Origin of the sequence: Arthrobacter sp. ok362 (genome assembly GCF_900102785.1) — a bacterium.
Lineage (GTDB): Bacteria > Actinomycetota > Actinomycetes > Actinomycetales > Micrococcaceae > Arthrobacter.
Genome location: NZ_FNGC01000004.1, coordinates 16214 through 39002 on the forward strand (window position 1 = coordinate 16214; position 22789 = coordinate 39002).

A 22789-nucleotide genomic window follows, 5' to 3' on the forward strand; every position below is an offset into this window, starting at 1 on the left:
ACGGCGCGCGCTTGCCTAGCCTGCGGGCGCCTTGGCCGGTTCTTCCTCCGGCCGGCCGGGTGTGGCCACCCGCAGCATGCGGTGGAGGCTCACGAGGATTGATTCCGCCGCGCTCGGGGCGCCCTTGCTGTGCGGTTCGGAGGCAAGCCGGGCAGTCAATTCGTTGATTGCCGAGTCGGCGGAGCGGGCCAACTCGGCCTGGCGTTCCGGCTGTTCGTCCTCCAAGGCATGCAGCACGTCGCCGACAGAAGCCATGGCGTCCCCGAGGGGCGCCGCGGAGGCGTCGGGGATCACGAAGGGGGTGTCCTGGGCCCAGATGACGTCCGAGAGCACCTGGGTCACGTCCTGGACGTGGAAGGTCAGCCGCTCGAGGTCCCGCAGGTTCCGGTAGTCGAGTTCCATGTCCCGCGGATGCAGGCGGCGGCGGGGATTGGCCTGGCGGCTCGCATCCGCCTTCTCGACGGCGAGGCGCACGGAGCGGGCGTGCGCTGCGAGTGCCTCCGAACGGCGGGACCAGTCCTGATGTTCCGGCGGCCAGCTTTCCTTGAGGGCCTTGCCCATGTCCCAGAGCTGCTGGGCGAGTGCCTGGCGCAGTTCCGCGATACTCAGGGCCGCGGCCCGGAAGTGCAGCGGCGGGAACACCAGCAGGTTCACGATGATGCCCACCGTGACGCCGACGCCCATCTGAAAGAGGTACCCGAACGAGAACGTGTCCGGATTATGGCCGCCAACCAACAGCACCAGCAGCGCCGCCGTCGGGATCCAGTCCCGGCCCGAGCCGATCTTCGGCAGTCCGGCCAGGATAACGCCCAGACCCATAACCACCGCGACCGTCAGCGGAGACGGCGATCCGAGGCTGAACAGCACGAACGCCAGCCCTACGCCGATCGCCAGGCCGACGAGCGTCTGCAGGCCCTGGCGCATGGAACCGGCCACGTTCTCGTACATGGCGACCAAGGCGCCGAGGGGCGCGTAATACGGATATTCGGCGGCGGATCCCGGCATGTAGGGGGCGATCGCGAAGGCGATGCCCGCGGCCAGCGCCGCTTTCAGGGCCAGCTGGAGCCGGGGCCACAGCAGCGTCGCGGAGACAGCGCGGGATACATTCCGGGCCCATTTGCGCGGCGGGGAGGGCGGGCTGTCTGCTGTCTTTTCGGGAGTGACCATCCCGGCTCACCCTAGGGCCGGGAGGTTGCTGCGACAAGTGGACGAAACCCGGTGCGGCGCCGACGGACCCGAACGACGCCGGTCAGGACGCGGCGTGGGCGGCCCGCCGCACCGCCGCGGACAGCCGCTGGGCCCGGCCCCCGGTCCTGCCCTCTTCGCTGCGGCGGGGCACATACCCGAACCCAAGGCCGTAGCCGGGATCCGCGAAGCCGAGGGCCGCGTTGGCGCCCTCGTGTCCGAACGCCAAATGGCTGCCGAAGTTCCGTCCCGGCTGGGGTTTCATGAACACGACGGCAAAAGCATTGTCCGCGCCGGAGCAACGGTCCAGTCCCCAGACCTGCTCTGCGGCCATGAGATCGATGGTGGCCGGGCTCAGGAATGCGGGAGTACCGTCCAGTCCGGTTGTGGCGGCGGCATAGAGCCTGGCCATCCCCTCGGCTGACCCCACGCCACCGGCGGCGCTCATTCCCGCGGCGCGCACGGCGCGATGGTTGGGCAGCTCCATGATGGTGCTGACCGGCGCGTTGCTGCCCAGCCCGTCGAGGCTGAGCGGATCCAGCCACGGCTGGGCCGGGTCCGGATCGTAGAGTACTTCGCGGTATCTCGGTTCCTGGTCCTCGGGCAGGCCCAGGAAGAAGTCGATGCCCCACGGGCGACGGATGCGCTGGTCGTAGAGCCCCTGGAGCGGCATCCCGGAAGTACGGCGGCAGAGCTCCTCCATGAGGATCCCCATGGTCAGGGTGTGGTAGCCGAAGGCCGTGCCCGGGCGCCACAGCGGCGCCGAGGCCGCGAGGCGCCGTGCCGCGTCGGGCATCGTGAATTCCGCCAGCGGAAAACCGCCGACGACGCCGGGCAGCCCCGCCTGATGGGAAAGGGCCTGCCGCACGGTGAGCCGGTCTTTGCCGTGGACGGCGAACTCGGGCCAGTAGGACGCGACGGTCCGGTCGAGGTCGAGCCGGCCGTCCTGGACGAGGAGGGCGATCACGAACGCGGCTACTCCCTTGGAACAGGAATAGGTGCCCGTGATGTCCCCTGGCGCGAAACCCGGGCCGCCGCAAAGATCCACCATCTTGGTGCCGCGGAGGTAGACGCTCAGTTGCGCGCTGTAGCCCGGGTCATCGGAGAGGAAGGAGTCGAAGAGCTCACGCACTCCCGTGAATTCGGGGGTGGCAAGGCCAGTCGAGAGGGACTGCGCCGATGTGTCCACGGCTCCTGTCTCCACGGACGTGGTTGCCTTGCCCCACCCCGGCGCCGCGCCGGCCCCTGCCGGCATCAGGCTGCGCCGTGTCCCGGGGCGACCTCTTCGCCGGCGCGGACCGGTCCGGGAGGCGTGCCGTCACCGAAGGGCCGGCCGCCCAGCGCTTCGCGGCCGTGTTCCGAGAGCCAATTGCCCAGTTCCGGTCCGCGCGGGACCACTCCGGTGGGATTGATGTCCTCATGAACGATGTAGTAGTGCTCCTTGATCTGCACAAAGTCCGTGGTGTCACCGAACCCGGGAGTCTGGAACAAGTCGCGCGCGTAGGCCCACAGGACCGGCATCTCGCTGAGCTTTTGCCGGTTGCACTTGAAGTGGCCGTGGTAGACGGCATCGAAGCGGGCAAGAGTGGTGAACAGACGGACATCGGCCTCCGTGATGGTGTCGCCCACCAGGTAGCGTTGGCCGGCCAGGCGCTCCTCGAGCCAGTCCAGGGCCGTCCAAAGCCGGTCATAGGCTGCGTTGTAGGCCTGCTGGGAACCGGCGAACCCGCACCGGTAGACGCCGTTGTTCACCTCAGTGAAGACGCGCTTGTTGACGGCGTCGATTTCTTCCCTCAGGTGCTCCGGGTAAAGCTCCGGCGCGCCGGCACGGTGATACTGCGCCCACTCCGTGGAAAAGTCGAGCGTGATTTGGGGGAAGTCGTTGGTGACTACCTGCCCGCTGGGGACGTCCACGATCGCCGGGACGGTAATCCCGCGGGGGTAGCCGGGGAAGCGGCGGAAGTAGGCGTCCTGGATGCGCTCAATCCCGAGGACGGGGTCCCTGCCGTCCGGGTCGAGCTCGAACGTCCAGGACCGGACATCGTGGGTGGGACCGGGCTGGCCGAGCGAGATGACCTCTTCCAGGCCGAGCAACCGGCGCACGATCACCGTGCGGTTGGCCCACGGGCAGGCACGCGCGGCGATGAGGCGGTAGCGGCCAGGCTCCACCGGCCAGCCGGGCTCGCCGTTGCTGCCTGGGCCGCCGTCCCGGGTGATCCGGTCCTCGATGTACTTGGTGTCCCGGGTGAATTCCTCGCCTCCGGTCACGTAGGCGCCCTTGGTGCTGAATCCCGGATCGTTGGTGTGGATAGTCTGGCTCATGGTCCCAGCCTAAGGCCGGGCATTGAACGGTCCCAACAAGGCCGTGAAGACCGGCGCCATCGGCTGCCAGGCAAACCACCAGGCTCCGGCCACTACCGCCGCGAAGAGCGCAATCCACACCGCCGCAGGGACGGAGGTGGCCCGGGCCAGCAGGTAAGCGTCCGACGTCGGGAGCCTGTCACGGTGCCGCAGATGGACGTTTGCCAGTTTGCCGAGGTCCCTGACGGCCGCGACCAGAAGCGCCAGGCCCAGCACGATCATCACGTGAGCGTTGAACACCGGCGGGACAAAGAGAACCAGGAGCGCCGAGGCCAGCACGGCGGCGGCGGTAATGAGGAGGCCCACGCCGTTGCGGAGGAACAGGAATGACGCCAGGAGGATCAGCGTGCCCACCGACATCGCGGCCGGGCCCCAGCCGTTGAAACCGCACCAGACCATCACTGCCCCGACGACGGCCGGCACGGGGTAACCCCAGAAGGTCGACCAGGCGGCGGAGAGTCGGCTCTTGCTGTAGGTCGTGGTGGTGCCGGAGTGGTCCAGGCCCAGCCGGATGCCGCCGAGCCGCTGGCCGGTGGTGAGGGCGGCAAAGGCGTGGCCGAGTTCGTGGGTCACGGTGGCGAGCAGGCCAAAGTAGCGCCAGGTCAGGCGCGGCAGGGACACCGCGACGGCCAGCAGGATCACTGCAACGAGCTCGGTGCTGGTCACGTGCGGGCTGGGGGCGTGGGTGAATCCGGCAACGATCCGTTCCCACCACGTCAGGGCGAGGTTCGATTCCACCGGCAGGCCCGGCCAGGTCATGCCCTGCCCGAGGCGTGCTCGATGCAGTACGCGGTCCAGGGCCTGGCCTCCAGCCGGTCCTCGGGGATGGAGGCGCCGCACACTGCGCAAATCCCATAGGTGCCCTCATCCATCCGGGCAAGGGCGGCCTCGATCTGCACCAGGGAAGCCCTGCTCTGTTCCAGAAGCGCGGATGCCTGGGACAGTTCGAAGGCGATCGTGCTGCCTTCGGGGTCGTGTTCGTCGTCGACATTGGAGTCCCGGCGGGCGGCATTGACCGAGGTGATGTCTCCGCGGAGAGCGGGCAGGAGGGCAAGCTTCCGGTTACGTTCCTCCTGCAGCAGGATCCGGAACCGTTCGATGTCAACCATAGAGTGCAAGGCTAGCGCGGACGCTGCGGCGGCGTCTAAACGGGCCGAAAGACCCGTCCGCACCGGTGGCCGTATCCGTATGGTGGTAATCGACCATCAGTCCTGCACAGCCACAAGTCACCATGGAGAGTCACCATGGACAATCCCGACGCTACGCCGCCGGGGGACGCGCTGCCCGGCCCCGCGGGCGATGAGGCCCGCGCCCTTGAGGCCGTGGAACACCACCACACTGCGATGGTCAAGCGGCTGGAAGCCTTGACAGGTTCTCTCATCCACGCGGTCAAAGCAGGTAACGCCGTTGACGAACACAACACCCATGGGGTCCTGGTGGAATGGTGCGAAACCGACCTCGTCCCGCATGCGCTCGCCGAGGAGGGCTCGCTGTACGGGGGAGCAGGCCGCACAACGGAGGGCCGGCTCCTTGTGGAGGCTCTGCTGGCCGAGCACCAGCGCATCGTCGGCGTGATCGAGGAATTGCGCGTTTCCAGCGGCGTGGACGCTGCCGTGGCGGCCGGCACCCTCCGCGGCCTGTTCGCGCTGCACCTACAGACCGAGAACCGGGTCCTGCTGCCGTTCCTTGCGGGGAACCCGGAGCTGTCACTTGCGGCCGCCGTGGAGGGACTCGAAGAACTGGTAGGTGAATCCCAAATCCACAGAGGGGGCGCGGGGCGTGGAGGCAGCGTCTAGAGTGGGCGCATGGCGGACCAGACGCACCCCGAGAACACCGCAAACCCCGAATATGCCGGGACACCTGGAAGTCCGGGGCGCGCAGGGGACACTGACACGGCCGACGCGCTCCTGAGCGAACTCGCCGCGGCCTATGGCGTCGACACGAGCTACTGGGGCTGGGACGGGGTAGAGCGCCCCGTGGCCGCCGGAACACTCCAGGACGTGCTGGCGGCCCTCGGTGTCCCCGCCAACGGGCCCCAAGAGCAGCAACGCTCCTTGGCGGAGTTCCGGGTGGCACCGTGGCGGCGCATCCTCCCGCCGGTTCTTGTGGTGAGGGAGGGACGGGAGACCCACGTGGATGTCCACGTCCCGCACGGCAGCGACGTCCGCGTTTGGATCGACGCCGAGGGCGGCAGCAGGCACGAGGCCGCCCAGCGGGAGAACTGGGACCAGCCGGTTGACGTTGACGGCGTCCTCACAGGACGTGCCACCTTCACCATTCCCGGCGACCTCGGCCTCGGCTGGCACACCCTGAACGCCGACGCCGAAGGCACCCCGGCGCAGTGCCCGCTGGTTGTGACACCCGGCCGGCTCCGCACCTCGACCCGGCTGGAGGGACGACGGAGCTGGGGGCTGACCGCCCAGCTGTACTCCGTGCGGTCCTCCCGGTCCTGGGGGATTGGCGACTTTGCAGATCTCAGCGATCTCGCGGAAATTGCCGGCGAGCAGGGGGCAGGCTTTGTGCTGGTCAATCCGCTGCATGCCGCCGAACCAGTGCCGCCGGTCGAAGACTCCCCGTACCTGCCAGCCACACGGCGCTTTTTCCACCCGCTCTACCTGCGGGTGGAGGAAATCCCGGAATACGGCTACCTGGACGCTGCCGCCCGGACCGAGGTAGCGCGTCTGGCCGAAGGTCTGCAGGCGGCCAACCGGTCCCGGGACCTTCTGGACCGCAACGCCAGCTACGCGGCGAAGCTCACGGCCCTGGAACTCGTGTTTGCCGTCAGCCGCGGTCCGGCCCGCGCCCGGCAGTTCGCAGACTTCCGCGCCGAGCAGGGACAGGGGCTCGAGGACTTCGCGCTGTGGTGTGCGCTCGCCGAACAGCTGCCGCCGTCGGCGCCGGAATGGACCGGGGCGGCGGCATCCCCGGCGTCGCCGTACTGTGTCGAGCAGCGGCCGAGGCTCGCAGCCCGGATCGAATTCCACTGCTGGCTCCAGTGGCTCTGTGACCAGCAGCTTGAGGCGGCCCAACGTTCGGCGCGCCAGGCGGGGATGGGGACCGGCGTCGTCCATGACCTCGCCGTTGGCGTGAAACCTGGCGGTGCCGACGCCTGGACGTTGGCCGGCGTTCTCGCCCGAGGCGTTACGGTGGGCGCACCTCCGGACATGTTCAACCAGCTGGGCCAGAATTGGTCCCAGCCGCCGTGGCATCCGGGCCGGCTCGCCGAATCCGGCTATGCCGCCTACCGGGACATGCTCCGGACCGTGCTGCGGCACGCCGGCGGGATCCGCGTGGACCATATCCTCGGCTTGTTCCGGTTGTGGTGGATCCCCGAGGGCGCCGGCCCCGAGAGCGGCACGTACGTGCATTACGACTACGAGGCGCTCATCGGCATCCTGGCCCTAGAGGCGCAACGGGCCGGGGCGATCGTGATCGGCGAAGACCTGGGCGTGTTCGAACCGTGGGTCCGCGGCTATTTGGCCGAGCGGGGCATCTTCGGCACATCGATCCTCTGGTTCGAACACGACGCCGACGGCCCGATCGCGCCGGAGCACTACCGCCAGCAATGCTTGACCAGCGTCAACACCCACGATCTGCCCCCAACGGCGGGTTACCTTGCCGGTGAACACGTCACTTTGCGCGAATCGCTCGGGCTATTGCGGCGCCCGGTGGCTGAAGAACGCGCCGAGGCCGCGGCCGAGCAGGAGGCAGTGCTGGCCCAAGTCCGGGCACGCGGCCTGCTGACGGACACCGGCGGCACAGACGTCCGGACCACGGTGGAGGCGCTGTACGCCTTCACGGCACTTGCCCCATCCTCGCTGCTGGGCGTGGCGCTCGTCGACGCTGTGGGGGAGACCCGGACCCAGAACCAGCCGGGCACCAGCATCCAGTACCCGAACTGGCGCATCCCGCTGGCCGGTCCCGAGGGCGTGGTACTGATCGATGACATGCCGGGCAATGAGCGGTTCCTGTCCCTGCTGGGCACGGTCCGGACGGCGCTCCATCCCGGAGCCCTGAACCAGACCTGAGCCGGGCCTGAGACCGGGCCCGGCGACAGCATTGGCCGCGCCGCCACCGGCCGCTAGCATGGTCCGATGACGCGGATCGGCCGAGGCTGCCTGGCCGGCGTTTGGGCGCTGGCGATGCTGTTGGTGGGGTGCACCCCGGTGCAGCCCTTCCAAGCCGGCCCGCCTGGGCCTTCCCAATCCTCGCCTGCCGAATCCACGCCTGCTGAGTCGGCTCCCGCCGAATCCCCGCCCCAACCCTCTAACCAGGGCACGCCTCCCGCCGCGTCCCCGCCGCCGTCGTCCCCGTACTTCGCGCAGCCCGCCCCGCACCCTGCACCCGGGGCGCCGGGCAGCGGTGGCATCCAGCATGTTGTCGTCATCGTCCTGGAAAACAAGGCGGCCTCGCAGATCCTCGGCGCCAGCTCTGCGGGGTACTTCAACCAGCTGGCGGCGGAATTCTCGCTGGCTGCCAACTACCAAGCGATTATGCACCCGAGCCTGCCGAACTATCTCGCCCTGACGAGCGGAACGAACGCGGGGATCACCAGCGACTGCAAACCGAGGTCCTGCACGGCGGATGTGCGGTCCATCGCTGATGAGATCACGCAGTCCGGACGAACCTGGAAAATGTACGCCGAGAGCATGCCCGCGCCCTGTGTTGCGCGGGACTACGGGGCGTACGCGGTGAAGCACAACCCATTCTTGTACTACCCATCGGTGACAGGCGACAAGACCTCGTGTGCGGACCATGTTGTGCCGTTCGACCGGCTGGACCAGGATCTGCAATCGGCATCCTCGCTCCCGGATTACGCCTTCATCAGCCCCAACATGTGCCACGATACGCACAACTGTTCGATCAGCACTGGTGACGACTGGCTGTCCAGGGAGGTGCCGAGAATTCTTGGATCGCCGGCCTTCACGACGCAGAATTCCCTGCTGGTGGTCACGTGGGACGAGGGAAATGACGACGACAACCGGGTGGCCACGGTTTTTGCGGGCCCGGCGGCCCGGAAGGGCTTCACGTCCCATGCCGCCTATTCGCATTACTCGCTGTTGCACACGATCGAGGACGTGTGGGGGCTGGCGCCCCTGACCGCCAACGTCCGCAACGCGCCCCTCATGAGCGAATTGCTCAACCGGTAGCGGCGGGCGGCCTTCCCGGCCAATACACAGGAAGCACTGCCCATAATGGTCCCGAAGCTCCGGTCAACCGCTATTTGACCGGAGCTTCGCCACGTGCACCCTGGCCAGCGAAGGCGTGCGGGGTTCCGGTGATAGGGGGCTTTGGGCACGGGCGAGCGGGTGTGCCGCTTCCTAGAATGGAGTATGGCCGGTTCCGAAGTCATTGAGGTGGAACACAAGTACAGCCCTTCGGAATCTGACGCCCTCCCGCGACTGGGATCAATCCAAGGGGTAGATCGCGTCGGACCACCCGTAAACCAACAGCTGGACGCCGTCTACTTTGATACCGAGTCACTGGCGCTGGCCGCACGGAGGATCACGCTGCGCCGCCGGTCCGGCGGTCCGGATGCAGGCTGGCACCTCAAACTCCCAGTCACCCCGGGGGAGCGGCGGGAGATAGGGGAGCCGCTTGGAGGCGATCAGGATGCCGTGCCGGAGCTTTTGCGCCAGTTAGTGCTCGTGTACACCCGCAGCCGCGTGCTGGTGCCTGTGGCGCACATCAAGACCAACCGGAGTTCGACTGCCTTGTACGCCGCCGACGGAGCAGTCCTGGCCCAGTTCAGCGATGACCACGTCGAGGCCCAATCCCTCATAACCCCGGCGGAACCGTCGCGGTGGCGGGAGTGGGAAATTGAACTCGCCGACGGTCCCCGACAGCTACTGCAGGACGCCGACACACTGCTCGCAGCTGAGGGTGTCTCCGTATCCTCCCTGCCGTCCAAGCTGGCCAGGGCGCTCGGACCCAACTATCCGTGTGATCCCGCCGCGGCTCCAAAGCCGGGCCGGAGCGGGCCGGCCTCGGACGTCGCGCTGTCCTACATGTTCCAACAGGTACGCGCCCTGAAGCTGCATGACCCTGGAGTCAGAGTCGATGCCCCGGACGCCGTACATCAGCTTCGGGTGGCCGCGCGCCGCTTACGGTCAGCGTTGGCGACCTTCCGGAAGCTCACAGATAAGACGTCGACCAAGGTCCTGCGGGCCGAACTGCAATGGCTGGCCGGCGCTGTGGGCCAGGCCCGGGACACCGAGGTCATCCGCGCCCGGCTGAAGGACATGATCAACGCCGAACCGCCAGAACTGTTGATCGGTCCAGTTGCGCAGGAAATCGAAGAGCACCTCGGCACCATCCAGCAACAGAGCCGTGCCGCGGGCTTGGCGGCGCTGGACAGCGACCGTTACTTCCGTCTCCTCGATTCCCTCGATGCGTTCCTTGCGGCACCTCCATTCACCGCCTCAGCGTCGAAGGAAGCGCTGCGGACGGTTGGCCGCCTCGTCTCGGCCGAGCAAAAGCGCCTGAAGACAGCGGTCCGCGCCGTCGATAGTGCCACCGGACGGGGGCCGCAGGACGTCGCACTGCATGAAGTTCGAAAGAGCGCCAAGCGGCTGCGCTACGCCGCCGAAGCGGCTTCTCCGATTTTCGGCAAACAATCAACTGCCCTTGCCCGGGCCGCCGAGGACATCCAGGAAATACTCGGAGACTTCCAGGACAGCGTCGTCACCCGAGAAACCCTGCTCACACTCGCGGCACAGTCCGCGGCCGGCCGAGGCAACGGATTCAGCTATGGGCGCCTTCACGCCTTGGAGCAGCTACGCGGCGATCAAGCCCGCGCACGGTTCTATGATGCGTGGCAAAAGTCCAGGCCAAAATCCCTGAAGTGGGAGTAGTCGCGACAATTCAGCGCTGCGAAGGAGAGACCTATGACCGAGCTCCGCACCGGTATCGCGGCCATATGGTCGGACGGACTCGGCCGGGCCAGCATCCGTTCCGTCCAGGCCCTCACGGTTGCCGCCCTCGCGTGGGCGATCATCTGGATGGCGACCCGCGTGCCGCTCGTCATTATCCCGGTCCTGATTGCCGTCATCCTGGCCGCCGCAATCTCCCCGCTGGTCCGGTGGCTCACAGGGCGCTCGTGGCCGCGTTCCCTCGCCGTCGTTGCCTCGTTCGTGGCCATCCTCGCTGTGGTCGGCGGCGTCATCACCGGCATCGTGATCCTGGTTTCCCACCAGTGGGCAGAGCTCTCAGCCCGCGCCGCTGCCGGGGTTGCCCAGCTCCACGCCTTCCTCAACACCGGGCCCGTCCCCGTCAGCGACGAACAGATCACCGCCGCCGTCGACTCCGTGCGGGAGTTCTTCGCCTCCAGCACCTTCGGTGCAGAAGCCCTCATCGGGGTACGCACCGTCGGGGAAGTCTTCGCCGGCGCCATTTTGATGGTCGTGACGCTGTTCTTCTTCCTCAAGGACGGGCCTGAGATCCGGACTTTTCTGATCGGGTTCCTTCCCGCTGACCACCGAGCCAAGGCACGTCTGGCCGCAGACCGCAGCACCGTCGTCCTGGGCGGTTACGTCCGCGGCACCGCCATCGTCGCCGCGATCGACGGTCTGGTCGTCGGGATCACCCTTGCCATCATGGGAGTACCTCTGGCCCTCCCGCTGGGCGTGTTCATCTTCATGGGCGGCTTCATCCCGATAGTTGGTGCCACCGTCGCAGGGACCCTCGCCATCGCCGTCGCGCTGATCTCCAACGGTCCCATCCAGGCGCTCATCGTCCTCGCCGTCGTGATTGGGGTGAACCAGCTTGAACACCACTTCCTGCAGCCGGTCCTGATGGGCAAGGTGCTCAGCATCCACGGGTTGGCCATCCTGCTTGTCCTGGCCGCCGGCACCATGCTGGCAGGTATCGTCGGAGCGCTGCTGGCCGTGCCGATCACCGCCGTGGCCTGGACCGTCCTGAAGACGTGGTCCGGCCGCGATCAGCTGCCCGGACCTGAGCTGCCGGCCGGCGCACCCCTGGAGTAGGGGGCAACTCCGTCCCGATGCCACAGCCGTCCCGACCGTGCACCGGAACATCATGGACATCCCGGCGTAGCTGTTCGAAAATCGGAATATGCCCCGGGCCCAGCAGTATGGGCACTTCTTCGAACGCGACCTGCCGCCGCGGCGCTACCTGCGGACCGCGTGGCTGCTGGCGTTGTTTCTGGGCTTCACAGGCGCGGACCGGTTCTACCTGCGCAGGCCCGTCACCGGCACCCTGAAGCTGTTGACGCTCGGCGGCGCCGGCATCTGGTGGCTCATTGACCTGTTCCGGATCACCAAAGAATACGCCGCCGACGGTGCGTCCGTGCCGTTGGCCGGGACCAACTCCCTGCGCCGCGGCCTGCGCCTGGCCTCGACTGTCTTAGTCGCTGCGCTCGTGGGTTTGGTGATCTACGTCACCGCGGCTCCCGTCACTGGGACTGTCGCTGCCACCGTCACCGCCCTGAACGCACTGCTGAGCCCGGCCCCGCCGGCACCAGTGAAAGAGTGGGTCACCGTCGCGAAAGCCTCCAGCACTAAAGCCGTGGAGCGGGTCGTGACGGTCACCGGCAAGCTCCACGTCGAATTCACCTTTACCGGCCCGGCCGTCGTATACCTTCAACCCGTGAAAGGGCCGGCCGTCACCGTTCTTTCCCTCGCCGAGGGCCGCGCCGGGGCGATCGGCGTCACCCTGCCGCCAGGGACCTACACGCTCACGGTGAGCACCACCGGCACATCCTGGACGCTGAAGGCCGAGGAGTTCCGCCTCCCCGGGTAGCGGCGCCGCGCGCGCTGCAAACATACGCCCGGTCGGCGGGTGTCGCATTTCAGCATCCACGTGGCTGAAACTGGAGCTCGCGTGGGTGGGGACAGAAAAAAACCCCTGGAATCCTTGGATTCCAGGGGTTTTCCCTTGTGCGCGGAGGGGGACTTGAACCCCCACCCCCTTTCGAGGACTAGCACCTCAAGCTAGCGCGTCTGCCATTCCGCCACCCGCGCAGGTGGTAATTCCGGGAAGTTTTCGCCTCTCAGCGTTTTGCTTTTCTCGGAAGCAGCGAGAAAGACTCTAGCACGACTTTTCCGGAAACAAATAATCGGGGCTTTGCTGGGGTGGGTGGGTAGGCTGAAGCCAGCAATTGAGCCACCGCCAAGAGGAGCCGCAATGACTGACAACCGGACCGAACCCAGGCCCGAGGACGAGGTCGTCAGGATCTGCCAAGAGCTGATCCGCATCGACACATCCAACTACGGTGACGGCTCCGGCCCCGGTGAACGCGCGGCCGCCGAATACACCGCCGGGCTCATGGCGGAAGTCGGGCTGGAGGCCGAAATTTTCGAGGCCGCCCCCGGCCGCGCCAGCGTGGTGACCAGGCTGGCAGGGGAGGACCCCTCGGCCAGTGCCCTGGTGGTCCACGGCCACTTGGACGTCGTCCCGGCCCTCCGCGAGCAATGGTCGGTTGACCCCTTCGGCGCCGAGCTGAAAGATGGCCTGATCTGGGGACGCGGCGCCGTGGATATGAAGGACATGGACGCCATGATCCTCTCCGTGCTGCGCAACTTCGCCCGCACGGGGCGCAAACCCAAGCGGGACCTCATCTTCGCGTTCTTCGCCGACGAGGAAGCCGGCGGCACCTACGGCGCCCGCTACGCCGTCGACAAGCGGCCCGAACTCTTTGAGGGCGCCACGGAAGCGATCTCCGAGGTCGGCGGCTTTTCCGCCACCATCGGCGGGCAGCGCACCTATCTGCTCCAGACGGCGGAAAAGGGCCTCTCGTGGCTCCGCCTTGTTGCCCACGGCCGCGCTGGCCACGGCTCCCAGATCAACACCGACAACGCGGTGACCAGGCTTGCAGGTGCGGTCTCCCGGATTGGTGCCTACAACTGGCCGATCGAGCTCACTCCTACCACCCGGCAGTTCCTCGACGGGGTCACCGAACTGACCGGGGTCGAGTTCGATCCCGACGATCCGGACAAGATCCTCAAGGAACTCGGCACGGTGGCCCGCTTTGTCGGCGCCACACTGCAGAACACCACCAATCCCACCCTGCTCAAAGGCGGCTACAAGCACAACGTCATTCCGGAGTCGGCCGAGGCCCTCATCGACTGCCGGACCCTGCCCGGGCAGGAGCAGCAGGTCCTGGAGACCGTGCGTGAGCTTGCCGGCACCGGCGTGGACATCAGCTACGTGCACAACGATGTCTCCCTAGAGGTGCCGTTCGCCGGCAACCTCGTCGATTCGATGATCGATGCCCTGCATTCCGAGGATCCTGGCGCCAAGGTGTTGCCGTACACGCTCTCTGGCGGTACCGACAACAAGTCCCTGAGCCGGCTGGGCATCACCGGCTATGGCTTCGCGCCGTTGATGCTTCCGGACGAACTCGACTTCACCGGCATGTTCCACGGCGTCGACGAACGAGTCCCGGCGGATTCCCTGAAATTCGGCGCGCGGGTGCTGGACACCCTGCTCACCAACTACTGAGCGGACACCCGGCCATGACGCCCGAGGACATCCTTAGTGGGCCGCTGCTGGAACGGATCAGGGGCCGCGCCGCCGGCTACGACCGCGACAACGCCTTCTTCCACGAGGACCTTGCCGATCTTCAGGCCGCCGGCTACCTGTTGATCTTTGTCCCCGCGGCTGACGGCGGTCTCGGACTCGGGCTGGCGGAGGCGGCGCAGCTGCAACGCCTGCTGGCGACGGCGGCGCCTGCCACGGCGCTGGCCGTCAACATGCACCTGGTGTGGACCGGCGTCGCACAAGTGCTGGCCGCCCGAGGTGACTCCTCGCTGGACTTCATCCTCCAGGAAGCCGCGCGGGGAGAGGTCTTTGCCTTCGGCAATTCGGAAGCCGGCAACGACTCCGTGCTGTTCGATTCCCGCACCGAGGCCGTCCCCCAGCCCGACGGCGGCTACAGCTTCACCGGCCGCAAGATCTTCACGAGCCTGTCACCGGCGTGGACCCGGCTGGGGATTTTCGGGAAGGACTCCTCCGCGCAGGACGGCGCCGGGGAACTTGTCCACGGATTCATCACCCGGGAAACGCCCGGCTACGAGATTCTGCCGGACTGGGACACGCTCGGGATGCGGGCCAGCCAGTCCAACACGACCCTTCTCGACGGCGCCGTCGTGCCGGCGGACCGGATCTTCCGGAAACTGCCGGTGGGCCCGAACGCCGACCCATTGATCTTCGCGATCTTTGCCTGCTTCGAGACTCTGCTCGCCGCCGTCTATACAGGAATCGGTGAGCGAGCCCTTACGCTCGGGGTGGAAGCGGTGAAGCGCCGGACGTCGTTCAAGAACGGCGGCCGCAGCTACGCCCAGGAGCCGGACATCCGTTGGAAGGTGGCAGAGGCGGCGATGGCCATGGATGCGCTCTACCCGCAACTGTCCCGCGTGGCGGCCGACGTCGACGAACTCGTAGACCACGGCAGCCAGTGGTTCCCCAAGCTCGTCGGCGTGAAGGTACGCGCTACCGAGACGGCGCGCACTGTGGTGGACCTGGCCATCAGGGTCTCCGGCGGATCGAGCTACTTCCGTGGCTCCGAACTCGAACGCCTCTACCGCGACGTGCTCGCGGGTATGTTCCACCCGTCGGACGATGAATCCGCGCACAATACCGTGGCGAACGCCTGGCTAGGCCCGCTGGAGTCCTAGACGGTCCGCTGGACCTGGATGACCTTCCGGCGGAGCCAAAAGCGTCGGCCGCCGCCGACGTAAAGGACGCTGCGCTCGAGTTCCCATTTGCCGTACTCGGAGTGCGCGGCGAGGAGGCGGCGCGCCTCGGGCAGCGAATCCTCAGGACTGACCGTCAGCACGAGGTACTCGTACTGCTTTGCATAGTCCCGCTCCCGACGGACCGAGCTGCTCAGAAAATGTTCCTTCATTGCTCTCCATTCTCGTCTTTTTCGGGCTAACGTGAAGTCATGAGCATTGATCCGCGTGTCGCGCTTCAGTCCCTTGCCGCCGCCTTGGAAGAACATTTGGCCGCGGCCTCGGCGCGGCGGGGAGACGGGGATCCCGCTGTCGAGGCGGCGTTCTTTGCCGTTGCTGATGCCTTTGAAGTCTACGACGATGCCCTCTACGAAGCGTATGGGGAAGTGACCCCGCTCCAAGTCATCGACGAGGAAGATGACGACGACGAAAGGGACGACGTCGACGACGAGGAAGACCTCGAACTGCTGCAGGACTAGGGCTCGGACCACTGCAGATCGGCGCGGACCCTACATAGCACTGTCCTTTTCCCGCACGGAAATTTGAAGGCCTCTGGCGAAGCGTCTTCTCCGGAACTCCCCAGCTTGAGGGAGTATCCTGTCGACGTTTGTCCACGGGACGCCGTCCGTATTCCGGTCGGCTTCGGATCGGTTGATAGACGGTCCATGTCCCGGGTTTGTCTAATGTCGGAGGTTGTCGTTGCCTGCACCGTGGCGCACTGTGAGCCTGCCCGGGACCGGCGTTAACGACGTCCCCTCGGTGAACCGCGCCGTGGCTCTAGTTCCCCCGGACGGATCCTCTGCGGCCGGGAACCCCGTCCGGCGGAGCCGGCCGGTCCGGTTCTTGAGGCGGCTAGCTCGGAGCATCATCAGGATCCCGTTGGCGCTGACCCTTACTTTGCTGATGTGGGCAGTTGGAGTCATCACCGGCTCCGTGTTTTCAGGGCCTCCGCCCGGGCTCGGGTCAGCCCTGTCCATAGGACCTGATCTGCTGATGCGCGGCCAGTGGTGGTCGCTGTTTACCTCTTTGTTGTTCCCGGGACCGTTCGCCTCCTACCTGCTGTCAACCGCCGTGATCCTGGGGTGCGTCGGCCTGGCGGAAGTCACCATGGGAATGGGCCGGACCGCCCTCGCGTTCGTCGGCGGGCACCTCGGCGCACTGCTCCTGTATTTTGCGGTGGTCGGGACCGGTGCGGCCGTGGGCAGCGAATGGCTGGCCACGCTCCGTCACCCCGCACCGTTGGGGCCCTACGCTGCGTCTCTGGCCGCTGTCATGGCCGCAAGCCCGCGGATCAGCGCTCTCTGGCGCCGGAGGATCCGGTTCGTGAGCATATCCGTGACGGTGATGCTGCTGTTGTATATCGGGCATCCGCAGAACCTCAACAGCCTGCTCGGAGTGGTGTGCGGGCTCGGCATCGGCGCCGTGATGGGCGGCCTGCACGGCGGCGGTCACTTCGTCCATTCCACAAGCCGGGAAGTCAGGGCGCTGCTGTCAATGGTGGTGGCGGTCTTTGCCGCGGGCCCGGTTCTGGCCACCCTGGCGAAGGCGCCCTCCGGGCCGCTCGCGGTGCTCAGGAACTTGGTTGTCAACCCCATCCCCACCATCAACGACCTGCAGGCGAGCTGCTCAGCAGCCGTCGACCTTTCCTGCCTTCAGGTCATTCACAGCCCCGGGTTGCGCGGGCCCGGCGGGGAAGCCCTCTCGCTGGTTCCCCTGGTCCTGCTGCTGGTATGCGCGGAAGGGCTCCGCCGGGGAAACCGGGCTGCCCTGTGGGTGGCGATTTCCGTCCAGCTGGTGATCGGTGTACTTTCCGCCATTTACCTGCAGCTCTTCGCCCAATTCGGAACCTCCGTGCGGAGTGGGCCACGGGTACTCTCCGTGGACTCGGGAATCGCGGAAGTTCTCCCGGTGGTTCTGGTGCCCCTGCTCATCGCGGCGGCGCTGTTTGCCGCCCGCAGGCACTTCAACGTCGACGCCGATCCGGTTCTGGGCCGCCGCTCACTGATCCTGCTGGCCAGTGTCTTCGCGGTGTTTGTCACTGGGTACGTGGTGGCATGGTTCGCCGAGGACAACTACTACCACCGGGCCGGCCTGCTTGCCCTCTTGGCCACCCTGCCAAGGATGTTCCTGCCGTATCCGTTTTCCTTCCGGTACTCGGTGTCGGTATACCCGCACGGCGTGTGGTCGCCCCTCATCTTCAGCTATGGCGGTGCCGTGTTCTGGCTGATATGCCTCATCAGCATCCTCGCCATGTTCGTCAGCCGCAAACTCCGGGACCTCCGGGCGGACAGTGGCATCTCCCTGGCGCTGCGGCTGGTGCGTCAGGGCGGCGGCTCGCTATCCTGGATGGCCCTCTGGCCCAACAACCGGTACTGGTTCAACGACGCCGAGACCGTGGGCATCGGCTACCAGATCCACTACAACGTGGCGCTGACGGTTGGCGGACCCTTCGGCGAACCCGGAGACTTCGAGCGGGCCATTGAGGCGTTCACGGCCTTCTGCGCCGAGCAGTCTCTCTCCCCGTGCTGGTACTCCGTCACCGATGAACACTGGAGCCTGTTGCGGGACCTCGGATTCAGCCGCGTGAGGGTGGCCGAGGAGACCCTGCTGCCGCTGGGCAACATCGAGTTCAAGGGCAAGGAATGGCAGGGAGTCCGCACGGCCCTCAACAAGGCCCGGAAACTGTCTGTCGAGGCCCAGTGGTCCACCTACGCCGAGCTCACGGGAACGCTGCGAACCCAGGTCCACGAAATCTCCGAAGAGTGGGTCTCCGAAAAGACCTTGCCGGAAATGGGATTCACCCTTGGCGGCATTGAGGAGCTCAAGGACGAGAACGTGCTGCTCTGCCTGGCGGTGGATTCGGCGGGAAAGGTCCACGGCGTGACCAGCTGGCTGCCGGTGTTCAAGGATGGTGGCGTCACCGGGCGCACGCTCGATTTCATGCGGCGAAGCCCGGACGGCTTCAAAGGCGTGATGGAATTCCTGATTGCCTCCGCGGTCCTCCACTTTGACGGAACCATGGCGGAAATTTCCCTGTCCGGGTCTCCGCTGGCGCCGATTCATGACGGCGATGCGGCGAGCAGCCCGTCAGACGGCGCAGCGGTCGGCCGCTTCCTGGACTGGCTGGGGGCGGCCCTGGAACCGGTCTACGGATTCCGGTCCCTGGCTGCCTTCAAACAGCGCTTCCACCCGCGCCGCCGGACGCTGTACATGATGTACCACGACCCCTTGGCGCTGCCGGTCATCGGACGTGCGCTCACCGAGGCCTACATGCCCACCATGTCCATCCGACATACGGCCAGGCTGCTGCGCGGAGTCATCGGCTGAGCATCGCGAACGCCATTGCGGCTTCGGCCTGCTACGCGAGTACTGACTGAGTGGAGCAGGCGCGATCGCGGGCATTAAACACGTAGTCCGTACTGCTGCCGCCAAGGACTATTGCTAATAACCTTGGGAGAGGTCGAGTACCGGACTATTCAACGCCGCCAGGGGGCTGGCCGGTTCCACGAACCGACCGGCTTGAATCGAGGCGATGATGGGCGCGAATGGTTGCCGGCCTGAACGCCGAGCCGTGATCCGTGCTGCGATCGCCGGAGCGGCTTGGGTCGCCGCGGAGGCCGCATCGAGTGAGCGGTGGCTTCGGACCCCCCTTAGTCCAAGCACCGACGGCATCGACTGCACGGGCCACGACAGTGCCGGAGTTGCGGAACGTGAGGGCACTGCAAAAGACGGTCAGTCACGGGCGCGGTCTCCTGGGGCTGGGTTTAGCGCTGCGGCGGAGAACCGGCTGCCCGGCACCCCGAGGAGGGACGTCGCAGCGAATTGGTCGGCCACCCCGACGCTGGAAGGGTTCCTGGGCCAGCATGCATCCACCGCGCGGCGGCGCAACGTGGATGTCTACATCAACTCCACTTTGAGCAGTATCCGGATCAAGGCCTACCGGATCGGGCACTATAACGGGGAGGGCCAGCGTCTGGTGTGGACGTCCGCGCCAGTGTCGGTCCGGCGGCAGCGGCCGTTCACCCTTCAGCGCGACACACGGATGGTGTCCTGCCATTGGCGCGTAACAACGTCGATCAACACGACCGGATGGCCCGAGGGGTTGTACTACCTGGTGCTGACTGGCGGTTCCGGGCGGGACCACATGATCCCGCTCGTCGTAGAGTCGGCGTCGGTCGTCGGTAAGACAGTGCTGGTATTTAACGACTGCACAATGCAGGCGTACAACAAGTGGGGCGGCTATTCGCTCTACACCGGACCGAAGCACGGACCGGCTGACCGGTCCTACAAGGTCTCCTTTGACCGACCCTACCGGAACTTCGAAGAGATCGAGCGTAGTAACGCTCCACTGATCCGGTCCGCGGAGTCTATCGCAGACACCGAGCTCAACCTCGCCTACACCACCGAAGCGAGGATCAGCGGAAACCCACGCCTCGTGAGCGGCGCCGCAGCCGTGATCTTCTCCGCCCATTCGGAATACTGGTCGCCGGCACTGCGCCGGACCGTCGAAGACGCCAGGGACACGGGCACCAACATTGTATTCTTCGGCGCGAACAACGTCTATTGGCGTACTCGTCTTGAAGCTTCCTTCACAGGGGAAGACCGTGTATTGGTCTGCTACCGGAAGGCTCTGCTGGATCCGGACCATTTGAGCCACCCCGATGCCACGACCACAGAGTGGCGCCAAGGGTCCGCCCCCGAACCGGAATCGACACTGACAGGCTCGGCTTACGGAGACCTCGGAGTCACGGGAATGTTCACCGTGACAGACCCCGATTTCTTCGCCTTCGCTGGCACCGGCGCGGCCCGGGGCGCCACCTACGCCGGTCTTACTGCCGGCGAAGTCGACCGGCTGTACCCGACGGCACAGCGGCCTGAATTTGCCCACGCGGGAAACCTTCTCGTCTTTGCCCATTCGCCGGCAGCCGGGGCGCACGCGTCCCGCGGCTGGTCAGATTCGACCTTCTACACTTCCGCGTCCGGCGCGGGCGTGCTGAACATGGGCACCACGGGTTGGCTCCAGGCCCAGTCCGATGAGGCTGTCCCGGCCCGCTCCCGAAACTTCGCCACGGGGGTCACGCAGAATATTATCCGCGCAGCGGCGTTCGGGCCTCTGGGCCGCTGTTCCACAGCGGTCCCGGAGCCCGCACGCAGGCTCAGCCGGTGACAGGTGTCGACGATGCCAGGGGACGTGCGGCCTAGCCGACGACGCCGAGGCGGGTCATGAGCCAGTTCATGTTGTTCTCCACGCCGTATTTCCACGCTGGCCACGCGTGCCCGCCGGGTGCCTCCTGGAGCAGGACGTTGATACCGGCCCTTTTCATGCTCTGGTAGACCTGGATTCCCTGAGGGCGGTAGAACTGATCCTCGGCGCCGACGGTGACGATGCCGGCGGTGTGCGGATATTTCCGTTTCTTGATGACGTCGAGGGCGTTCTGTTTCTGGAACTCAGCGGCGCTGCCGCCGAAGTACTGCTGCAGGAGAACCTGATGCCCCTGCCTGATGGTCGGCTGGTTTTCGCCCGAGCTATCGATGAAAGTGGGGTAGACCGCCGGGTAATTCATGGACAGCTGCATGGCGCACGTCCCGCCGTAGGAGAAACCTCCGATGGCCCACTGGCTGCTGGAGTGGGTGCCTGCCCCGAAGGTCGCTTTGACCCAGTTCGGCACGTCCTGGCTCAGGTATGTTCCGGCCTGGCCCTGCTTGGTATTCATGCAGAGGGGTGGGTAACTGGCCCGTTTCCCGCCGGCGTCGGGCATCACAACCACCGGCGCCAGCCCGTTGTGTGAGGCTGCATAGTCGTCCATGAACTGCCCGATCCGGCCGTTGCGGATCCAGTCGGTAGTCCCCCCCGGGACGCCGTGGATAAGCACCAGGACCGGAAGATCGGCCCGCGGCGTGGCGAGGTACGCCGGGGGAAGGTACACATAGGCTGTCGAGGACTCTTGATGCGAGATGGGCGCCGGGATGATCGCACTGACCACCGTCCCCCGATCCGGCATACCCGCCGGCGGGGTCCAGTTCGCCAGCGAGGTGGGGGGGTCGCTCCGCTTTGTCTTGGGCACAGGGTCGCCGCTTTCCTGGCTTTTGAACTGGTCCAGGCTTTCCATTTTGACGCCAGCGTCCCCAAAGACTGAGCCCAGGGTGGGGTAATACTCGAAGTTCTGGTTGATCAGCGACCCCGAGGCCAGGACCACGACGAGCGCGGCGGGCACCACGGCAATGCGCGCCGACGGCCGGCGCAGGTCCAGGATCTTGGGCACGATCAGGAGCAGGGCCAGGATGCCGAGGCCGGCATAGGCATAGACGCGTTTCGGCAAGGGGGAACCCCATAGGTTCCACACCCGCTCCGAAAACAGCCACACCAGGATGCTCAGAAGGCCAGCGGCCACGGCCCCGGCCGGAACCCAGCGGGACAGATGCCGCCGGCGCCCCCAGACGAGCCAGGCCTGGGCGGCCGCCGCCAGGATGTAGAGAACCACAGGCACGACGCCGGTAGTGATCGCGAGGTTCTGCATGTTCACCGCCCAAGGCTAAAGCTGCAAACCGGGAATTAGCCCGGAAAAGCCTGAAGGGCACCTCGGCTCAGGCCGGGTCGGAAACGTCTTCGAGCGCCTGCGCGATCTCCGGCGGGAGCGGCGCGAGGGCAGAATCCAAGATCTCTTTGAGCTGCACCGGTGTCCGTGGGCCGACTACCGCGGTTGCGACCCCCTGCTGGGACAGGAGCCAGCTCAGCGCCACATCCAGCGGCGTCCGGCCGAGCCCCTTAGCTGCCATGGCGACGGCCTCTACCACGCTTGACGCCGGCGCCTCAAGATACGGTTCCACGTATGTGGCGAGCCGCTGGTTGGCGGCACGGGAATCCCCGGGGATGTGCCCGCGGTATTTTCCGCTCAGGACGCCGCGTCCGATCGGACCCCAGGCCATCAGGCCGAGGCCGGCGTCCTCGATGGCCGGAATCAGCTCAATCTCCGCGCTGCGCTGCAGGAGCGAGTACTCGGACTGGTTGGCCACGAGGGGAAAGCCCGCTATGGCGGCGGCCTTGGCTGTCTGCCAGCCGTTGAAGTTGGAGACGCCGGCGTAACGCGCCCGGCCGGACCGCACTGCGTGGTCCAGTGCGGACAGGGTCTCCTCCAGCGGCACATTTGAATCCCAGGCGTGCGCGAACCAGAGATCCACGTAGTCGGTTCCCAGCCGGGCAAGGCTCGCGTCAAGCCCGGAGAGCATGCCGTTACGCGACGTGTCGACGCCGCGACGCCCGTCCGCCGTCGTTAGTCCGGCCTTCGTGGAGATCACTACTTCGGAACGGGCGACGACGTCGCCCAGCATTCCGCCGAGCATCGCCTCGGCCTGCCCGTCGGCGTAGGACGCCGCAGTGTCGATCAGGGTTCCGCCGGCATCGACGAAGGACCGGACCAGGGCGGCGGCATCCTGTTCCTCGGTTTCCCGGGCCCAGGACATGGTGCCAAGGGATAGGGCGGACACGCGCAACCCACTGTTGCCGACATAACGCTGCTGCATGCCAGCAAGCTTACGGGAGTCGCCGTGCT

19 protein-coding genes and 1 tRNA gene are annotated in these 22789 nt (G+C 66.5%); 11 read left to right on the plus strand and 9 right to left on the minus strand.

Going from position 1 to position 22789, the window contains the following annotated elements:
* Positions 1-15: 15 nt before the first annotated feature.
* From BLQ10_RS06375 to BLQ10_RS06395, 5 genes are all read right to left on the minus strand, one after another.
* Positions 16-1167 carry an FUSC family protein gene (locus BLQ10_RS06375; RefSeq protein WP_175558504.1) on the minus strand — a complete coding sequence of 384 codons (1152 nt, stop codon included), beginning with the start codon at positions 1165-1167 and terminating at the stop codon, positions 16-18.
* Between the two features lie 82 nt (positions 1168-1249).
* A complete protein-coding gene (locus tag BLQ10_RS06380) occupies positions 1250-2317 on the minus strand; it encodes a serine hydrolase domain-containing protein (protein ID WP_254785462.1) in 1068 nt (355 codons plus the stop codon).
* 122 nt (positions 2318-2439) lie between these two features.
* Entirely contained in the window at positions 2440-3507 is a 1068-nt protein-coding gene (locus BLQ10_RS06385; RefSeq protein ID WP_091559767.1) for a glutathione S-transferase family protein, read from the minus strand.
* 9 nt (positions 3508-3516) lie between these two features.
* Positions 3517-4305: a M50 family metallopeptidase gene (locus BLQ10_RS06390; protein ID WP_091559770.1), complete on the minus strand. Its 789-nt coding sequence runs from the start codon at positions 4303-4305 to the stop codon at positions 3517-3519.
* A complete protein-coding gene (locus tag BLQ10_RS06395) occupies positions 4302-4655 on the minus strand; it encodes a TraR/DksA family transcriptional regulator (RefSeq protein WP_091559772.1) in 354 nt (117 codons plus the stop codon). Before BLQ10_RS06395 ends, BLQ10_RS06390 begins: the two co-directional genes overlap by 4 nt.
* Positions 4656-4790: 135 nt before the next feature.
* Between BLQ10_RS06395 and BLQ10_RS06400 the strand changes: the two genes are divergently transcribed.
* The 6 genes from BLQ10_RS06400 (at position 4791) to BLQ10_RS06425 (ending at position 12306) form a co-directional block, all read left to right on the plus strand.
* Positions 4791-5342 carry a hemerythrin domain-containing protein gene (locus BLQ10_RS06400; protein ID WP_091559776.1) on the plus strand — a complete coding sequence of 184 codons (552 nt, stop codon included), beginning with the start codon at positions 4791-4793 and terminating at the stop codon, positions 5340-5342.
* Positions 5343-5351: 9 nt separating this feature from the next.
* Positions 5352-7574: a 4-alpha-glucanotransferase gene (gene malQ, locus BLQ10_RS06405; protein WP_091559779.1), complete on the plus strand. Its 2223-nt coding sequence runs from the start codon at positions 5352-5354 to the stop codon at positions 7572-7574.
* A 66-nt stretch (positions 7575-7640) separates the two neighbouring features.
* A complete protein-coding gene (locus tag BLQ10_RS06410; protein WP_091559782.1) occupies positions 7641-8696 on the plus strand; it encodes an alkaline phosphatase family protein in 1056 nt (351 codons plus the stop codon).
* A 183-nt stretch (positions 8697-8879) separates the two neighbouring features.
* Positions 8880-10400, plus strand: coding sequence for a CYTH and CHAD domain-containing protein (locus tag BLQ10_RS06415; protein WP_091559783.1), 1521 nt, complete (start codon positions 8880-8882; stop codon positions 10398-10400).
* Between the two features lie 33 nt (positions 10401-10433).
* Entirely contained in the window at positions 10434-11531 is a 1098-nt protein-coding gene (locus BLQ10_RS06420) for an AI-2E family transporter (protein ID WP_091559787.1), read from the plus strand.
* Positions 11532-11619: 88 nt separating this feature from the next.
* A complete protein-coding gene (locus BLQ10_RS06425) occupies positions 11620-12306 on the plus strand; it encodes a TM2 domain-containing protein (RefSeq protein WP_091559790.1) in 687 nt (228 codons plus the stop codon).
* A 138-nt stretch (positions 12307-12444) separates the two neighbouring features.
* On the opposite strand, the gene BLQ10_RS06430 is transcribed toward BLQ10_RS06425, so the two are convergent.
* Positions 12445-12527, minus strand: a tRNA-Leu gene (locus BLQ10_RS06430).
* 163 nt (positions 12528-12690) lie between these two features.
* Between BLQ10_RS06430 and BLQ10_RS06435 the strand changes: the two genes are divergently transcribed.
* Positions 12691-14007, plus strand: coding sequence for a M20/M25/M40 family metallo-hydrolase (locus BLQ10_RS06435; protein ID WP_091559793.1), 1317 nt, complete (start codon positions 12691-12693; stop codon positions 14005-14007).
* A 14-nt stretch (positions 14008-14021) separates the two neighbouring features.
* Positions 14022-15182, plus strand: a complete 1161-nt coding sequence (locus BLQ10_RS06440; protein ID WP_091559795.1) for an acyl-CoA dehydrogenase family protein — start codon at positions 14022-14024, stop codon at positions 15180-15182.
* On the opposite strand, the gene BLQ10_RS06445 is transcribed toward BLQ10_RS06440, so the two are convergent.
* Positions 15179-15412 (minus strand): DUF5703 family protein, encoded by a 234-nt coding sequence (locus BLQ10_RS06445; RefSeq protein WP_091559797.1) that lies wholly within the window; start codon positions 15410-15412, stop codon positions 15179-15181. The genes BLQ10_RS06440 and BLQ10_RS06445 overlap by 4 nt on opposite strands.
* Before the next feature lie 39 nt (positions 15413-15451).
* On the opposite strand from BLQ10_RS06445, the gene BLQ10_RS06450 reads away from it, so the two are divergent.
* The 3 genes from BLQ10_RS06450 (at position 15452) to BLQ10_RS06460 (ending at position 20406) form a co-directional block, all read left to right on the plus strand.
* Positions 15452-15718, plus strand: a complete 267-nt coding sequence (locus tag BLQ10_RS06450) for a hypothetical protein (RefSeq protein ID WP_091559799.1) — start codon at positions 15452-15454, stop codon at positions 15716-15718.
* A gap of 424 nt (positions 15719-16142) precedes the next feature.
* Positions 16143-18566, plus strand: coding sequence for a bifunctional lysylphosphatidylglycerol flippase/synthetase MprF (locus BLQ10_RS06455; RefSeq protein WP_091559801.1), 2424 nt, complete (start codon positions 16143-16145; stop codon positions 18564-18566).
* 586 nt (positions 18567-19152) lie between these two features.
* Positions 19153-20406 (plus strand): N,N-dimethylformamidase beta subunit family domain-containing protein, encoded by a 1254-nt coding sequence (locus tag BLQ10_RS06460; protein WP_139164187.1) that lies wholly within the window; start codon positions 19153-19155, stop codon positions 20404-20406.
* Positions 20407-20437: 31 nt separating this feature from the next.
* Here BLQ10_RS06460 and BLQ10_RS06465 read toward each other — a convergent pair whose 3' ends face one another.
* Together BLQ10_RS06465 and BLQ10_RS06470 are read right to left on the minus strand one after the other, a co-directional pair.
* The gene (locus tag BLQ10_RS06465) at positions 20438-21757 is read right to left on the minus strand and encodes an alpha/beta hydrolase (RefSeq protein WP_091559805.1); all 1320 of its coding nucleotides are present in this window, start codon (positions 21755-21757) and stop codon (positions 20438-20440) included.
* A 67-nt stretch (positions 21758-21824) separates the two neighbouring features.
* Entirely contained in the window at positions 21825-22760 is a 936-nt protein-coding gene (locus BLQ10_RS06470) for an aldo/keto reductase (RefSeq protein ID WP_091559809.1), read from the minus strand.
* Between the last annotated feature and the right edge of the window lie 29 nt (positions 22761-22789).

Bases quoted from the DNA above. Each gene is read 5' to 3' on its own strand.
- BLQ10_RS06390 (WP_091559770.1), bottom strand. From the start codon at position 4,305: ATGACCTGGCCGGGCCTGCCGGTGGAATCGAACCTCGCCCTGACGTGG.
- BLQ10_RS06440 (WP_091559795.1), top strand. From the start codon at position 14,022: ATGACGCCCGAGGACATCCTTAGTGGGCCGCTGCTGGAACGGATCAGG.
- BLQ10_RS06445 (WP_091559797.1), bottom strand. From the start codon at position 15,412: ATGAAGGAACATTTTCTGAGCAGCTCGGTCCGTCGGGAGCGGGACTAT.
- BLQ10_RS06465 (WP_091559805.1), bottom strand. From the start codon at position 21,757: ATGCAGAACCTCGCGATCACTACCGGCGTCGTGCCTGTGGTTCTCTAC.
- BLQ10_RS06455 (WP_091559801.1), top strand. From the start codon at position 16,143: ATGTGGGCAGTTGGAGTCATCACCGGCTCCGTGTTTTCAGGGCCTCCG.
- BLQ10_RS06435 (WP_091559793.1), top strand. From the start codon at position 12,691: ATGACTGACAACCGGACCGAACCCAGGCCCGAGGACGAGGTCGTCAGG.
- BLQ10_RS06420 (WP_091559787.1), top strand. From the start codon at position 10,434: ATGACCGAGCTCCGCACCGGTATCGCGGCCATATGGTCGGACGGACTC.
- BLQ10_RS06415 (WP_091559783.1), top strand. From the start codon at position 8,880: ATGGCCGGTTCCGAAGTCATTGAGGTGGAACACAAGTACAGCCCTTCG.
- BLQ10_RS06425 (WP_091559790.1), top strand. From the start codon at position 11,620: ATGCCCCGGGCCCAGCAGTATGGGCACTTCTTCGAACGCGACCTGCCG.
- malQ (WP_091559779.1), top strand. From the start codon at position 5,352: ATGGCGGACCAGACGCACCCCGAGAACACCGCAAACCCCGAATATGCC.
- BLQ10_RS06410 (WP_091559782.1), top strand. From the start codon at position 7,641: ATGACGCGGATCGGCCGAGGCTGCCTGGCCGGCGTTTGGGCGCTGGCG.
- BLQ10_RS06395 (WP_091559772.1), bottom strand. From the start codon at position 4,655: ATGGTTGACATCGAACGGTTCCGGATCCTGCTGCAGGAGGAACGTAAC.
- BLQ10_RS06385 (WP_091559767.1), bottom strand. From the start codon at position 3,507: ATGAGCCAGACTATCCACACCAACGATCCGGGATTCAGCACCAAGGGC.
- BLQ10_RS06450 (WP_091559799.1), top strand. From the start codon at position 15,452: ATGAGCATTGATCCGCGTGTCGCGCTTCAGTCCCTTGCCGCCGCCTTG.
- BLQ10_RS06375 (WP_175558504.1), bottom strand. From the start codon at position 1,167: ATGGTCACTCCCGAAAAGACAGCAGACAGCCCGCCCTCCCCGCCGCGC.
- BLQ10_RS06470 (WP_091559809.1), bottom strand. From the start codon at position 22,760: ATGCAGCAGCGTTATGTCGGCAACAGTGGGTTGCGCGTGTCCGCCCTA.
- BLQ10_RS06400 (WP_091559776.1), top strand. From the start codon at position 4,791: ATGGACAATCCCGACGCTACGCCGCCGGGGGACGCGCTGCCCGGCCCC.